We start from the raw sequence: 13,815 nt of genomic DNA, 5'->3' as shown, positions 1-13,815 counted from the left end.
AAAACCCAAGTTATGAGTGAACACCAGTGCGCATATTCCGCTATTTGATCAGTGAAACCCTGAAGTCGCAGCTTGCTGTACTTTTTATCCTGATGACAATTTTTGTCAGTCAGAAATTTGTCCGTGTGTTATCGGATGCGTCAGAAGGGGACATACCGGGCGCTATTATTTTTCAACTGTTGTCGTTGAACCTGCCTGCATTATTGTCATTGATTCTGCCCCTTAGTCTGTTTTTAGGGATTTTACTGGCTCACGGACGTATTTACGCCGACAACGAAATGACCGTTTTGCATGCCTGCGGAGTTAGTGAGTGGTACGTAACCCGGGTAACTCTGGTGCTATCGCTGATTCTGGCATTAATTACTGCGTCTTTTACTTTATGGTTGGTGCCCTGGTCGCTTGATCAGGAACAAAAGTTAGAAGATAAGGCCCGCTCGGAAAGCGGGTTAACAGCGCTTATGCCCGGGCGGTTCCAGCAAGCCAGCAACCAGAAAGCAGTAATTTTTGTACAAAGTGTTGGCGATGATGGTGATTTGGAGGAAGTTTTTGTTGCACAGCACACGCACAATCAGGGCGAGTTACAGTCTGGTAGTGTGGTGATGGCCAAAACTGGCAAAGTGATTAGTGAAACGACGGGCTCGCAACGGCTGGAACTGGGTCAGGGAAAACGTTATGCCGGCGATGACGACAGCTATCAGATGATGTCGTTCGACAGTTATCAATTGCAAATTAAAGAGCAGCAGGCAAGTGAGCAGCTACGAAAACTTGAGGCTTACCCAACTGTTGAACTGTTATCGCGAAAGGAACCTGCAGCGGTTGCAGAATTGCAGTGGCGTATTGCTATTCCGTTGGCAATGCCACTACTGACACTTATTGCTGTGCCGCTAAGCCGGGTAAACCCGCGTCAGGGCAAATTCGGAAGAATGGCGCCCGCGCTGCTTATTTATCTGGGGTACTTTTTATTGTTGATGGCGGCGAAGTCAGCTATCAGGGACGGTGTTATCCCGCCTATTATTGGCTTGTGGTGGATACACTTCATTTTGCTTATTTTTGGGTTGGCTCTTGTAGGTAAGGGACGTCCGCTCGGATTGCGATTACTGGCAAACTTGCGCTTTGGCGCTGCGCGGAGGCACTGATGTTTAGTATTTTAGATAAGTACATTGGGCTTTCCGTATTACGGACATCGCTTTTAAGTCTCGCTGTATTAACCGGGCTTTCTTCGTTAATCCGCTTTGTCGAGCAGCTAAAAGCGGTTGGTCGCGGTGACTACAATGTTATGGATGCGGCACTCTTTGTGTTTTACAGCCTGCCTCGTGATGTTGAAACTTTTTTCCCTATGGCGGCCTTACTTGGAGGACTGATTGGCGTGGGCATGCTGGCCAGTAATTCCGAGTTAGTGGTTATGATGGCTGCCGGGCGGTCACGTTTAAACATTATTGGCGCGGTAATGAAGTCCGCCATTATTATGATGGTTGCGGTTATGGCCGTTGGTGAGTGGGTAGCGCCACCGATGGAAGCTCAGGGGCGAGCCATACGTTCACAGGCTATTTCCGGCGGTAGTTTAATATCCGCTCAGCAGGGTGTGTGGGCGAAAGATGGTTCAGACTTTATCAATATTGGTGAAGTGGAAGATACTGGACGGCTTAACGACGTATTAATTTACGATTTTAACGACAATCGTGAGTTGCAAAAAGTAACTTACGCCCGAACCGCTAACTTTAGCGGTGACAAATGGCGTATGCAGCAAGTGACTGTTACGCAGCTTAATGATAGCCGCATGTTACGCGATGAAAAGCCAAGCATGATTTGGCAATCGAGCTTAACGCCGGATAAACTCGGAGTAGTGACCATAAAGCCTGAGTCGCTTTCAATTACAGGGCTGCTGGATTATTTAACTTACCTGGAGAGTAATCAGCAATCCGCGGAGCGCTACGAACTGGCGTTATGGCGAAAACTGTTCGCACCGATAACGGTGGCAGTTATGTTGTTGGTGGCCTTGTCTTTTATTTTTGGTCCGCTTCGTTCAACGACAATGGGCGCCCGGGTATTACTTGGTGTTATTACTGGTTTTGGCTTCCATGTCAGTAACGAAATTTTCGGTCCGCTGGCTCAGGTATATCAAATTCCGGCTATTCTGGGGGCTTTGCTGCCCAGTATTTTATTTGCAGGAGTGGCGGTTTACTTTATGCGGGGGCGTACGGCCTGACAATTGGCCGTACCTCTAAGACCTATAGCTCATTCCAGTAGAACAGCTGGTTTGCGTCCTTTGAAAGTGTGACTACTTCGGTGCCGGCAGCGTAATCCTGCCAGGCACGTTTGTTTTTAAAATCGACCAGAACCCAGAGGTTTCCAAGGCCAGCACAACAGGTAAGCAGCCTGATGAAAACCTGACGATTAGTCAGTCTCGAACCATCACGGTTCTGGAGCTTCAGGCGCCACGCGCGCATGCCTAAGGTTTGGCCCGAACGCTTCCAGAACCAGCCAAAAAATAGCGAAACAACGGATATAAGATACAAACTGTACCATGGTCCCTGAGCCAGCCAGGCGGCATGATCCATTCCCTCGGGCAGCACTAACCAGTCAAAAGCAGTCAGCAGCGCGGCAAAGAGTAAAGCCACAGCTGAAGCAAGCATAATAATAGCTACGGCGACTAAAAAGTCATAAACCCAGGAAACAAAACGTCTGGGAAAGCTGGCACTGGGGAAACTGGCGTGTAATTTTTGCGCTTCGGAACTCATGTGAAACTCAGTTAACTCAATCGTGTTTTAATCATATCATGAGCTAAGCGGGCTGACAGCTATCTCAGTTGTGTCCTCAGCTGTATTCCCAATTGTACTCTCAATTGTATAAGGAATCAGCAGTTAGTAGGATTATAAGGTGTTTTAATGAATTATTGCTTGATTAGAGGGAGTGGAGGAGTATAATTCCGTCCCGTTGCTTTGTTATGCAACGCCTTCACCTTATAAAGCATGGCGCTGTGGTGGAATTGGTAGACACGCCTGATTCAAAATCAGGTTCCTTCTGGGAGTGACGGTTCAAGTCCGTCCAGCGCCACCAAGTTTGTCTCCTCGTAGTTGGTATTGGAAATGCCAGAAGCGCAAAGCACTTCTGACATATAACCGATTTCAGTCAATGACCTCATGATGATTTATCGCTGAAATAATTTCAGCAAAAGTTGAGGGCAGGTGATAAACGTTTACTGACTCTCCTGTTAATTCAGCTATTCTAAGCGATGATACTACGCCACAGACTTCTCTATCGTTAATCACCAGTAGAAAATCGCGGCCACTGGCTTTGAGCGTCGCCGCCGCGTCACCGATTTTAGCTTTCTTTAAATCCTCAAGTTTTACCTGCGGCAATATAATCAGGGGTAACATCAACTCTTTAACGACCAACTCCCGCCAGCCAATTTGTTTGACGGTACTTAGCTGGGTTGCTTTGCGTCCGTGAAGCTCACGAAGTGCAAGTAAACCTGTCATCTCATTACTTTGATTTTTTATGCAGGCATAACGCTGATTGGCACCACGAAGTTTTTGCTCGGCGTCGCTGACCTGAGTGCTCTCAGTTATTTCGAGAGGAGATACTTTTGTGAAATCATCAACAACATGCATAGCGCTATCGTGCCAGCTAATTAATGGTTGATGTCCATAGTTGTGGTGTATTGCAATTTTATCGGCTGCAGAAGACCATTGAATTTCTTTAAACTCACTCATGACAAACTCCTTTAAAAATTAGAAAAATACAGAATTTTTAGAGGTGAGCGGGTGGTCCCCTGACGAGGTGCCAATTCCACTGAGTCAGTTTTGGTTTACTTTTTCTCTGAGCGGGAGGAACAAGCGGCTGAACGCTTTGAAACACTCTTGATGAAACATCTATTGCTTTATCGAATTCGGGCTCTTCAGCCTGAACCTCAAAAACGGATGACGAGAGATCGGCAACGAAAACTGAGTCAGGGGGTGATTGATCTGTTAGATGTTTTTCGGCGTTTTCAGCCGATGCTGCATAGCTGGAGGTATTAAAGGCTACAAGCAATAAGCACAGTAATACCTGATAGCCCCACTTTGCGGGCCAGTTTAATTCTGTGGTATTTACTGCACGTTTTTGCATTTTTTGATCTTCGTAAATGTTTCAGTTCTCAAACTAGAGTATATAAGGCGATTCGACAACTCATTTTTTACCAATTACATAATATATGGGTACGTTTTGTTCAAAATACAAGCGAAGCACTGACATTATGAAATTCAGCACGTATACTGTTGCCCATCGGTTCTCCTTAACCGTGCAACTACAATAGGATTCTATGTCAGATAATCAACAGAACAACAGTACGCCAGAATATGAAGTTGAAATTCCGGGCCGTGAGCAATTGCTTGAACTTGTAACCTCAAACAGTAAACCGGTTCAGTTTGACGAGTTCATTCGTCACTTTGGTTTAGATGATGAGCGCCAGGCAATTGGCTTGAAACGGCGTTTGCGCGCTATGGAGCGCGACGGACAGCTTATATACAGCAAGGCGAATGCTTATGGTCTGCCTGAGCGTATGGATTTGATCAAAGGTCGTATTATTGGTCATAAAGACGGTTTTGGATTTTGTCAGACTGAAGATGGCGGTAAAGACCTGTTTATTCCGCATCATCAAATGTATTCAGTTTTGCATGGTGATCGCGTATTGGTCAAAACCAGCGGCAAAGATAGCCGTGGTCGAACCGAAGGCCGTATCGTAAGAGTTACAGAGCCCCGCGACAGTAATATTGTTGGGCGTTATTTCATTGAACATGATTTGGGCATAGTGGTGCCGGATGATGGGCGTATTAGTCAGGATATTCTTATTCCTGATGCGGATAAAAATGGCGCGCGTCATGGCCAACTTGTGGTCGTAGAAATTACCCGAAGACCCAGCAGACGTACCAGCCCAATTGGTCGGGTCAGCGAGGTGCTGGGTGAACATATGGCGCCAGGTATGGAAATTCAGGTCGCGATTCGCGAGCACGATATACCTACCGAATGGCCAACTGAAGTTGACGAAGAGCTGAAGAAATACAGCGAAGAAGTTCCGGCAGAGGCCTACGAAGGCCGCAAAGACTTACGTGAGTTGCCGCTTATTACGATTGATGGTGAGGACTCCCGCGACTTTGATGATGCAGTTTGTTGCGTACAGGAAGAAAAAGGCTGGCGCCTTTGGGTAGCAATTGCTGACGTGTCTTATTATGTTCGTCCGGAAACCGTTCTTGATAAAGCGGCAACGGAACGCGGTAACTCAGTTTACTTCCCCAGTAACGTTATTCCAATGTTACCGGAAAAACTGTCTAATGGTTTGTGTTCGTTAAACCCTGATGTCGACCGGTTGTGTATGGTTGCTGAAATGGAATTAGGGCCTCGCGGAAAACTCAAATCCACAGAGTTCTATCCGGCAGTGATGAAAAGCCATGCGCGACTGACTTACAATAAAGTTAAAAAACTACTTGATGGCAATGAAGAACTGCAACAACAGTACCAGCACGTTATGGACAATGTGCAGGAGCTGGAGCGACTTTATAATGCCTTAAGTGCAGCTCGTAAGCGCCGCTCAGCTATTGAGTTTGATACGCAGGAAACCCGCTTTATTTTTAACGCTCAGCGTAAAATTGAGAGTATCGAGCCGGTTAAACGTCATATTGCTCACAAAATTATTGAAGAGTGCATGATTATGGCAAATGTTGCCTCTGCTCAGCTTATTGAATCTGATAAAGAAGTTGGAGCGTTGTTCCGGGTGCATGAAACCCCAGCGGACGAACGACTGAACAACTTCCGCAGTTTTCTCGGTGAACTGGGTCTGAACCTCGAAGGCGGTGATGAGCCATCTCCAAAAGATTACGCGAACTTGCTTGAGCAAGTGAAAGATCGCCAGGATCATGAGCTGATTGAAACCATGTTGTTGCGCTCTATGCAGCAGGCGGTATATCAACCAGAGAATAAAGGTCACTTTGGTTTGGCATTGAAGTCATATGCACACTTCACCTCGCCTATTCGTCGTTATCCGGATCTTATTTTGCACCGTGCGATAAAAGCAATTCTGTGCAAGAAAAAAGGTGAAGAAAAAGGTTTAGTGGGAGCATGGGCGTACTCGGAGAAGCAACTGGACGAACTGGGCGTGCATACCTCAATGACCGAGCGTCGAGCAGATGACGCCACCCGCCAGGTTGACGAATGGCTGAAATGTGAGTTTATGCTTGATCACGTCGGTATGGAATTTGAAGGTATTATTTCCTCAGTCACTAACTTTGGTCTGTTTGTTCGCTTGAGTGACTATCAAATCGATGGGCTGGTTCACATCAGTAATCTTGATAACGACTATTATCACTTCGATCAACAGAAAGGTATGTTGGTAGGCGAAAACAGCAATAGCGTTTTCCGTCTGGGTGATAATGTGAAAGTCAAAGTGAAAGACGTAAATCTGGATGATCGAAAAATTGATTTAACGTTGTTGGAAGCGACGAGTCCGGGTGGCCAGAAACGTAATATGCCAGCTAAAGGTTCAGGCAAAGGTAAGAGAAAAGGACAGTCTCGCGGAAAAGGCGGCCAACGGAAAAGTGGTAATCGTGGCAGCAATAAAGGACGTAGTAAGTCATGAGTCAAAAAGTGACCGTATTTGGCTTGCACGCGGTGCGGGCCATATTAAAAAATCATCCGGATCGTTTGGTGGAACTCTATGTTTCTAAAGAGCGTCAAGATGATTCGGTGCGTGACATTGTCAATCAATGCCACGCGACTGGCGTCAGACCTCAATGGGTGCCTAAACAAGCTCTGGAAAAACGGGCGGAAGGCGGTAACCATCAGGGCGTTGTTGCGACAGTTCAGTCGCCTCCTACTTTAACCGAGCATGACTTGCCTAAATTGCTGGAACAAAGCCAGCAGGCCGGGTTGTTCTTAATTCTCGATGGCGTGACCGACCCGCATAATTTAGGTGCCTGCCTACGCACGGCCGATGCAGCAGGTGTTACTGGCGTTATTGTACCAAAAGATAAATCGGCTCAAATTACCCCAACCGTGCGTAAGGTGGCATCCGGTGCTGCCGAGAACGTTCCTCTGATTGTGGTAACCAACTTAGCCCGGGCGCTTCGTGACTTACAGGAGTTGGGCGTGTGGGTATACGGTACCGCAGGGGAGGCGACTCAATCCGTTTATGACGTTGATTATAGAGGGTCTGTCGCTTTGGTGATGGGAGCCGAAGGTAAAGGCATGAGACGTCTTACCCGTGAAACCTGTGATGGTTTAGTCTCCATTCCTTTATCTGGTAGTGTCAGTAGCTTAAATGTTTCTGTAGCCAGTGGGGTTTGTTTATTTGAGGTTGTCAGACAGCGCAATGAATCTTAAACGTCGCCTTTTCCCCATAGCCATTGCTCTGGCTATGGTTGCAGTATTGTTTGTGAGCTGGACGCCTAACTGGGAATCACCAACCTGGCTGCGTTCAGAGAAGCCCTATGTTGCTTTTCATTTTGAGGTAGAGGATAACGCGGCTCAATCTGTACAGAATTTAGCTTTTGATATTAGTAATCGGCTCGATGTCAGGCACGAGTGGCACAGGGTTGAGGATAATAATGCTGAATGGCAAGTCACTCTTGTGTTCGCTGAACAGCAGGATGCGGTACAAATTGATGCAACAGTAAGACGTCAAGAAAAGATTGTTGATCATATTGTTGTACGTGGAGAAATCGCAGTGGCTAATGAGTTAGCCGACCGCGTTGTTTCTTTACTCAGTTCACGTATCGAAAAAGCCCATAAAAACGCTGATTAACTTGTAATTGGCGTTCATTTTAGTTAGTATCGCGCGGCTTAAATCAGCCATATTCTCATTTTACTGAATGTGTTCCTTGCTTCTATGTTAGTGCGGCTGAGCTAAACTGAGGCTATACGAACCAAAAGGAAACTGTAATGCGTCATTACGAAATCGTATTTATGGTCCATCCGGACCAAAGCGAGCAAGTACCTGGCATGATCGAGCGCTACAGCGAAACGATCAAGCAAGGTGGTGGTCAAATCCATCGTTTAGAAGACTGGGGCCGTCGTCAATTGGCTTACCCAATCAACAAACTGCACAAAGCACACTATGTTCTGTTGAACATTGAAGCTTCTGCAGAGGTTGTGGAAGAGCTTGAAACTGCATTCCGTTATAACGATGCAGTATTGCGCAATATGATCATGCGTAAAAAAGAATCTATTACTGAGCCTTCGCCGCTGACTAAGCCGAAGGAAGATCGTAAAGGTGACAGTGAAGCAGCGTAAGCTTGCTAACTTTCAATAACCCTTATGAATCGACTGCATTTAACCGGAACACTTTGCAAAGTACCTAAGCTGGAAACCAGCCCGTCAGGTATTGAGCATTTACAATTAGTGATTGAACATCGGTCTATGCAACCGGAAGCCGGTATGAATCGTCAATCTTATGTGCGTATTCAGGTCGTGTTAAGTGGTGAAGGTTTACAACACTGGTTAGAAAAATTGACGGTGGGTTGTGAAGTTTTAGCAGAAGGTTTTCTGCACCGTCACGAGGATAGCAATGGCTCACCTCGTTTGGTACTTCATGCTCAGCATCTCGAATTGATTTAAGGAGACCATCATGGCTCGTTTTTTTCGTCGCCGCAAATTCTGCCGCTTTAAAGCAGATGGCGTAAAAGAAATTGATTATAAAGATATCGCTACGCTTAAGAACTACATTACTGAAACTGGTAAAATCGTTCCTAGCCGTATTACTGGAACATCGGCTAAGTATCAGCGTCAGTTAGCGCGCGCTATTAAGCGTGCTCGTTATTTGTCACTGCTGCCTTATACTGATTCACATCAGTAAGCTAGCACCGGTTCGATTACCAAAAGTAGAGGTAGCGAGAAATGAATGTCATTTTGTTAGATAAAATTGCTAACTTGGGAAGCCTTGGCGATCAAGTCAGTGTAAAATCTGGTTACGCACGTAACTTTCTTTTCCCTCACGGAAAAGCTGTACCTGCGACCAAAAGCAACGTTGATCTATTTGAACAGCGTCGTGCTGAGTATGAAGCGAAATTAGCGGATCAATTAGCTGCTGCTCAAGCTCGTGCTGAGAAAGTAAATGCCTTAGATGCAGTAACTATTTCGTCTAAAGCTGGTGATGAAGGCAAACTATTTGGCTCTATCGGTACTCGCGACATCGCTGATGCAGTAACAGCTGCTGGCGTTGAAGTGAAGAAGAGCGAAGTGTTAATGCCGCATGGTACATTACGTGAAGTCGGTGAGTTTGATATTGAACTGCACTTGCACGCTGATGTATTTGCAAACATTACATTGAAAGTTGTACCTGCTGAATAAGTTGTTACGATTTGCTGAAAAAGCTGCCTTCTGGCAGCTTTTTTTTTGGTGCGCCGGGCATGGCGCGTAGCGCCTTGATGGGCGCTGTGTCTGTACAGATGGTGCTGGCAGAATGACTTGGAGGTGAAAGTCCTCTGTGAGCCCGGTAAGGGGAATCACTAGCTGAACCGCAAGGGTGTTCACTGCGAGGTGAAATCTGAAGGAAGCGGTAAGCAAAACACTGGCCTGACGAACAGAAACTGCATACGAGGCGGCCATAGTGGGTGAGGTAGCCAATACTGCCAAAGCCCAATACTTACACGGAAACTATGGACGTAGATGCGGCAGGCATAAGTGTGAAAGTCACGCGTATTACCCCGGGAGGTCTGTGACTCTGTCTAAGGCTACTGATGCTGTGAAGTATCAGGACGGAGGCACAGAAGTCAGCCGATGCCGTAGTAGGCTGGTCACCGCCAACTGAAGGGCTGAACATAGGTTATGAATCGGAGCCTGTTGATTCGATGATGTTACATACCACAGCAAGAGCGACATGCTCACCTAACCTAAACCGCGAGGCCGGAAGCCGAAGCGGGACGGTGGGGTTGTGCAGTGCATCACGGCATCAATTAGAACAACTCCGAGCGGGGCTGATATGGATTTAATGTCAGCGATGACTGAACGGTCAAATATGCTGCAAGCCTATCATCGAGTGTGTCGGAATAAAGGCACACCGGGAGTAGACGGTGCAACCACAGACGAGCTGAAAGGTTATCTGCAACAACACTGGCAGCGTATCAAACAACAACTATTGGACGGCAACTATCGCCCGCAACCGGTGCGCAAGGTAGAGATACCCAAACCCGGAGGTGGCATGCGGATGCTTGGCATCCCATGCGTGATAGACCGCCTTATCCAACAGGCAATGCATCAGGTATTGAGCGAGCAGCTCGAGCCGATGCTCTCACCGCATAGCTACGGCTTCAGGCCGGGTAAAAGCGCCATGCAAGCGGTGCATCAAGCCCGGGATTATATGGAGTCGGGTAAACGCTGGGTGGTAGACATTGATATGGCAAAGTTCTTTGACCGGGTCAATCATGACATCCTCATGTCGCGTATCGCCCGGGTTATCAAGGACAAAACCGTGCTCAAACTGATACGTCGCTACCTACAAGCAGGCATCATGGACAATGGCATGGTCACAGCGCGAACGGAGGGTACACCGCAAGGTGGCCCCCTCTCGCCACTGCTGTCGAACGTTCTATTACATGAGCTGGACATGGAGCTGACCCGGCGAGGCCATAGCTTCTGCCGCTACGCGGATGACTGCAACATCTATGTGAGCAGTGAGCGCGCAGCGCACCGAGTGCTGGCCTCAACAACTAAGCTCCTTGAACAGCGCCTGAAGCTTAAGGTCAATCGTGAAAAGAGTGCTGCCGATAGACCATGGAAGCGCAGCTTCCTTGGCTATACGGTATGCAGCCGGAAATACAACATCCGGCTGAAAGTGGCTGATAAGAGTGTGAAACGCTTCAAAGGCAACATCAGAGCGCTACTGCGAATGGCCAAAGGCTGGAACATCCGGAAAACGGTAAGCGAACTCGCCCCTAAACTACGTGGCTGGATAAACTACTTCCACCACGCAGACGCTAAGGGAATCTTCAATGAACTCGATGGCTGGCTCCGCCGCCATTTAAGGAAGATACTCTGGCGACAATGGAAACGAGGACAAACCCGCAGACGGATGTTGATGCGCCTCGGTATTGCCGAGAAACGTGCAGTGCTAAGCTCTATCAATGGGCGCGGCCCATGGTGGAACTCGGGTGCTTCGCACATGAATCAGGCATTACCGAAAAAGTTGTTTGATAGACTGGGGCTGGTATCGTTGATGGACAGCTATCATCGGCTCAAATGTAACTTATGAACCGCCGTGGTACGGAACCGTATGCCCGGTGGTGTGAGAGGACGGAGGCCGAGAGTCCTCCTCCTACTCGATTGAAATTTTCGTCACTAACAATTTTATTATGGCAATATGCGAGAACGGTGCAGTAAAAAGATAGGGAGCGAAAAGTGAAAAAACTATTATCCTTAGCGGGGTTCATATTACTAATCGTGAGTTCGGTTAGCCTGGCCCAGGAAAAAGTCGATAAGACATTGTCTACATCGCCCGGAGCAAGAGTGTTAATTGACAACATGAGAGGAAAGGTCGAACTCATTACCCATGATAAAGACGAGATTCGGGTTCTTGGGACATTAGATGAAAAAACCGAACGGTTCATTTTTGAACAAAGAGGCAGTCGTATCCAAATAAAAGTTGAGACGCCGCAGGAAATAGGTTTTAACTCCTCTTCCGACGGCGAAGGTTCAGATCTGAAAATATACTTGCCTGACTCTATGGATATTAAAGTGAATGGCGTATCCATGAAAGTAATCGCTGACGGATTCAATGGTGGATTGGAAATTCGATTGGTTAGTGGAAATATAAGAGTGAAGCAAATAGCCAATCGCGTACTGCTGAAGACGGTTAGTGGAAATATTGAGGCTGAAGAGATAAGCGGTGATGTCCGTTTTGAAACGGTCAGCGGCGATATTAAAGATATAAATAATAGCGCTGATTCCGGAACTTACCAGTCTGTTAGTGGTGATATCACCAGTCAGTCCGATTCTATTTCTGAATTTACTGCGCAGTCGGTCTCGGGTGATATTAGCGCAAAAGTTGGTACTCTGACTAAGGCTAAGATGACCACGGTTAGCGGCGATGCAACACTAACTGCAGGTCTATCCGGGAGCGCGCGTATAGAAACAAATTCAGTCAGTGGCAATTTAACGTTTGAGTGGGTAGGTGACATTCACGCAGACTTCAACATTAAGTCTAATGCGGGCGGTGAAATTACGAACCGCTTAAGCGATGAAACAGCAACTGAAGCCGAGTGGGGGCCATCCTCTAAGTTAGAGTTTACCGTTGGTGACGGTGGCGCGTCCGTTTCCGCTACAACGGTTAGTGGTGAAATAACACTCGATAAAAATTAAATCATGCTGTTAGGTGTCGCTTCGCTTTCTAAACAAGAGGGGATTTTGTATAGTAATCCCCTCTTATTATTTCCCTTTGCGAGACAACTTTCCCCATGGCAGAGAAGTCAAAAAAACGCGACGCGTCAATAGAAGCACTGCGCTCAGCACCTCATTCAATTGAAGCTGAACAATCCGTTCTAGGCGGTTTAATGCTCGATAATGACGCCTGGGACAATGTTGCCGGTAGCGTTATCGCTGAAGACTTCTACCATCGTTCTCACCGGCTTATTTTTAAAGCCATGCACGAGCTTGCTCAACGCAGTCAGCCAATGGATTTGGTGACGGTTTCAGAAAATCTGGAATCAGCAGGAGAGCTGGACCAAATAGGTGGCTTTGCGTACCTTGGTGAAATTGCAAAAAACACGCCCAGCGCGGCAAATATATTAGCTTATGCGAATATTGTTCGCGAGCGAGCAGTTTTGAGGGAAATGATTGGTGCGGCAAATGATATCGCTGAGTCAGGTTATGATACTCAGGGGCGCAGCAGCGCACAATTGCTCGATCTGGCGGAATCAAAAGTCTTTCAAATTGCAGAAAAGCGAGTCAATTCCAGTGAGGGGCCGCAAGGTATCAATTTAATTTTGCAACGCACGGTCAGCCGTATTGAGCAGTTGAGTAAGCTGAAAAACAATAACGGTGTGACTGGCGTTTCTACCGGCTTTACTGATCTTGATCAGATGACCGCAGGGCTTCAGCCTTCCGACCTGGTGATCGTAGCAGCACGCCCGTCTATGGGTAAAACAACCTTTGCCATGAACCTGGCAGAGAACATTGCACTCAATGATGACCGCCCGGTATTGGTGTTTAGTCTAGAGATGCCTGCAGAGCAGTTGATGATGCGTATGCTGGCTTCTCTTAGCCGCGTAGATCAGAATAAAGTACGGACAGGTAAGCTAGAGGATGACGATTGGGCTCGCATCGCGTCTGTTATGAATATGCTAAACGACAAGAATAATATTTATATAGATGACTCGTCTGGCCTAACGCCGACTGAAGTGCGCTCCCGTGCTCGCCGAATTCATAGAGAGCACAAAGGAATATCCATGATTATGGTGGATTATTTGCAGTTAATGACGGTTCCGGGCATGTCGGAAAACCGGACGCTGGAAATTGCAGAAATATCCCGTTCTTTGAAGTCCTTAGCGAAAGAGCTGGAAGTTCCTGTGGTGGCGTTGTCTCAGCTAAACCGTTCATTAGAGCAGCGCTCTGATAAAAGACCGGTTAACTCAGACTTACGCGAGTCTGGCTCTATTGAGCAGGATGCTGACGTCATCATGTTTATTTACCGTGACGAGGTTTATCATCCAGATTCGGCGGAGCAAGGCCTAGCTGAAATTATTATCGGGAAACAGCGTAATGGACCTATTGGTAAAATTGAACTGAAATTCCATGGGCAGTTATCGAGGTTTGATAACTATGCCCGTCATGCCAGCGACGAGCGTTACTAGT

The 13,815-nt window shown here is 47.1% G+C and carries 15 protein-coding genes and 1 tRNA gene; 13 read left to right on the top strand and 3 right to left on the bottom strand.

Annotated features, from left to right (window positions below; all coding sequences use genetic code 11):
* Positions 1-26 precede the first annotated feature (26 nt).
* Both lptF and lptG read left to right on the top strand, forming a co-directional pair.
* Positions 27-1,136, top strand: a complete 1,110-nt coding sequence (gene lptF, locus U0358_RS09985) for an LPS export ABC transporter permease LptF (RefSeq protein WP_317497238.1) — start codon at positions 27-29, stop codon at positions 1,134-1,136.
* Positions 1,136-2,206, top strand: a complete 1,071-nt coding sequence (lptG, locus tag U0358_RS09980; RefSeq protein ID WP_317497237.1) for an LPS export ABC transporter permease LptG — start codon at positions 1,136-1,138, stop codon at positions 2,204-2,206. Before lptF ends, lptG begins: the two co-directional genes overlap by 1 nt.
* Before the next feature lie 22 nt (positions 2,207-2,228).
* On the opposite strand, the gene U0358_RS09975 is transcribed toward lptG, so the two are convergent.
* Positions 2,229-2,738, bottom strand: a complete 510-nt coding sequence (locus U0358_RS09975; RefSeq protein ID WP_322406148.1) for an RDD family protein — start codon at positions 2,736-2,738, stop codon at positions 2,229-2,231.
* A gap of 233 nt (positions 2,739-2,971) precedes the next feature.
* Between U0358_RS09975 and U0358_RS09970 the strand changes: the two genes are divergently transcribed.
* Positions 2,972-3,057, top strand: a tRNA-Leu gene (locus tag U0358_RS09970).
* Between the two features lie 68 nt (positions 3,058-3,125).
* On the opposite strand, the gene U0358_RS09965 is transcribed toward U0358_RS09970, so the two are convergent.
* Both U0358_RS09965 and U0358_RS09960 read right to left on the bottom strand, forming a co-directional pair.
* A complete protein-coding gene (locus U0358_RS09965; RefSeq protein ID WP_322406147.1) occupies positions 3,126-3,713 on the bottom strand; it encodes a CBS domain-containing protein in 588 nt (195 codons plus the stop codon).
* A gap of 37 nt (positions 3,714-3,750) precedes the next feature.
* On the bottom strand, positions 3,751-4,107 hold the full coding sequence (locus U0358_RS09960; protein ID WP_322406146.1) for a hypothetical protein: 357 nt from the start codon (positions 4,105-4,107) through the stop codon (positions 3,751-3,753).
* Positions 4,108-4,300: 193 nt separating this feature from the next.
* On the opposite strand from U0358_RS09960, the gene rnr reads away from it, so the two are divergent.
* From rnr to dnaB, 10 genes are all read left to right on the top strand, one after another.
* On the top strand, positions 4,301-6,610 hold the full coding sequence (gene rnr / locus U0358_RS09955; protein WP_322406145.1) for a ribonuclease R: 2,310 nt from the start codon (positions 4,301-4,303) through the stop codon (positions 6,608-6,610).
* Positions 6,607-7,353: a 23S rRNA (guanosine(2251)-2'-O)-methyltransferase RlmB gene (gene rlmB, locus U0358_RS09950; RefSeq protein ID WP_317497224.1), complete on the top strand. Its 747-nt coding sequence runs from the start codon at positions 6,607-6,609 to the stop codon at positions 7,351-7,353. The genes rnr and rlmB overlap by 4 nt, the downstream gene beginning before the upstream one ends.
* On the top strand, positions 7,343-7,774 hold the full coding sequence (locus tag U0358_RS09945; RefSeq protein WP_317497223.1) for a signaling protein: 432 nt from the start codon (positions 7,343-7,345) through the stop codon (positions 7,772-7,774). The genes rlmB and U0358_RS09945 overlap by 11 nt, the downstream gene beginning before the upstream one ends.
* Before the next feature lie 137 nt (positions 7,775-7,911).
* A complete protein-coding gene (gene rpsF / locus U0358_RS09940; RefSeq protein ID WP_011235168.1) occupies positions 7,912-8,262 on the top strand; it encodes a 30S ribosomal protein S6 in 351 nt (116 codons plus the stop codon).
* 24 nt (positions 8,263-8,286) lie between these two features.
* Positions 8,287-8,586, top strand: a complete 300-nt coding sequence (gene priB / locus U0358_RS09935; RefSeq protein ID WP_317497222.1) for a primosomal replication protein N — start codon at positions 8,287-8,289, stop codon at positions 8,584-8,586.
* Between the two features lie 10 nt (positions 8,587-8,596).
* Positions 8,597-8,824, top strand: coding sequence for a 30S ribosomal protein S18 (gene rpsR / locus U0358_RS09930; RefSeq protein ID WP_011235166.1), 228 nt, complete (start codon positions 8,597-8,599; stop codon positions 8,822-8,824).
* Positions 8,825-8,865: 41 nt separating this feature from the next.
* Positions 8,866-9,318: a 50S ribosomal protein L9 gene (rplI, locus tag U0358_RS09925; protein WP_317497221.1), complete on the top strand. Its 453-nt coding sequence runs from the start codon at positions 8,866-8,868 to the stop codon at positions 9,316-9,318.
* A 631-nt stretch (positions 9,319-9,949) separates the two neighbouring features.
* Positions 9,950-11,218, top strand: a complete 1,269-nt coding sequence (gene ltrA / locus U0358_RS09920; RefSeq protein ID WP_322406144.1) for a group II intron reverse transcriptase/maturase — start codon at positions 9,950-9,952, stop codon at positions 11,216-11,218.
* Positions 11,219-11,364: 146 nt separating this feature from the next.
* A complete protein-coding gene (locus U0358_RS09915) occupies positions 11,365-12,324 on the top strand; it encodes a DUF4097 family beta strand repeat-containing protein (RefSeq protein ID WP_322406143.1) in 960 nt (319 codons plus the stop codon).
* 95 nt (positions 12,325-12,419) lie between these two features.
* A complete protein-coding gene (gene dnaB, locus U0358_RS09910; protein ID WP_317497219.1) occupies positions 12,420-13,814 on the top strand; it encodes a replicative DNA helicase in 1,395 nt (464 codons plus the stop codon).
* The last annotated feature ends 1 nt before the right edge of the window (position 13,815 follow it).

It is taken from the genome of Idiomarina sp. PL1-037, assembly GCF_034422975.1.
GTDB lineage: Bacteria > Pseudomonadota > Gammaproteobacteria > Enterobacterales > Alteromonadaceae > Idiomarina.
Note: the sequence above shows the minus strand (reverse complement) of the source record. Positions and strands in the feature narration are given on the sequence as shown.

What these genes read in the sequence shown, in the direction of transcription:
- U0358_RS09965 (WP_322406147.1), bottom strand. Translation starts at nt 3,713, where the DNA reads ATGAGTGAGTTTAAAGAAATTCAATGGTCTTCTGCAGCCGATAAAATT.
- dnaB (WP_317497219.1), top strand. Translation starts at nt 12,420, where the DNA reads ATGGCAGAGAAGTCAAAAAAACGCGACGCGTCAATAGAAGCACTGCGC.
- rlmB (WP_317497224.1), top strand. Translation starts at nt 6,607, where the DNA reads ATGAGTCAAAAAGTGACCGTATTTGGCTTGCACGCGGTGCGGGCCATA.
- priB (WP_317497222.1), top strand. Translation starts at nt 8,287, where the DNA reads ATGAATCGACTGCATTTAACCGGAACACTTTGCAAAGTACCTAAGCTG.
- U0358_RS09945 (WP_317497223.1), top strand. Translation starts at nt 7,343, where the DNA reads ATGAATCTTAAACGTCGCCTTTTCCCCATAGCCATTGCTCTGGCTATG.
- lptG (WP_317497237.1), top strand. Translation starts at nt 1,136, where the DNA reads ATGTTTAGTATTTTAGATAAGTACATTGGGCTTTCCGTATTACGGACA.
- rplI (WP_317497221.1), top strand. Translation starts at nt 8,866, where the DNA reads ATGAATGTCATTTTGTTAGATAAAATTGCTAACTTGGGAAGCCTTGGC.
- rpsF (WP_011235168.1), top strand. Translation starts at nt 7,912, where the DNA reads ATGCGTCATTACGAAATCGTATTTATGGTCCATCCGGACCAAAGCGAG.
- rpsR (WP_011235166.1), top strand. Translation starts at nt 8,597, where the DNA reads ATGGCTCGTTTTTTTCGTCGCCGCAAATTCTGCCGCTTTAAAGCAGAT.
- rnr (WP_322406145.1), top strand. Translation starts at nt 4,301, where the DNA reads ATGTCAGATAATCAACAGAACAACAGTACGCCAGAATATGAAGTTGAA.
- U0358_RS09960 (WP_322406146.1), bottom strand. Translation starts at nt 4,107, where the DNA reads ATGCAAAAACGTGCAGTAAATACCACAGAATTAAACTGGCCCGCAAAG.
- ltrA (WP_322406144.1), top strand. Translation starts at nt 9,950, where the DNA reads ATGGATTTAATGTCAGCGATGACTGAACGGTCAAATATGCTGCAAGCC.
- U0358_RS09975 (WP_322406148.1), bottom strand. Translation starts at nt 2,738, where the DNA reads ATGAGTTCCGAAGCGCAAAAATTACACGCCAGTTTCCCCAGTGCCAGC.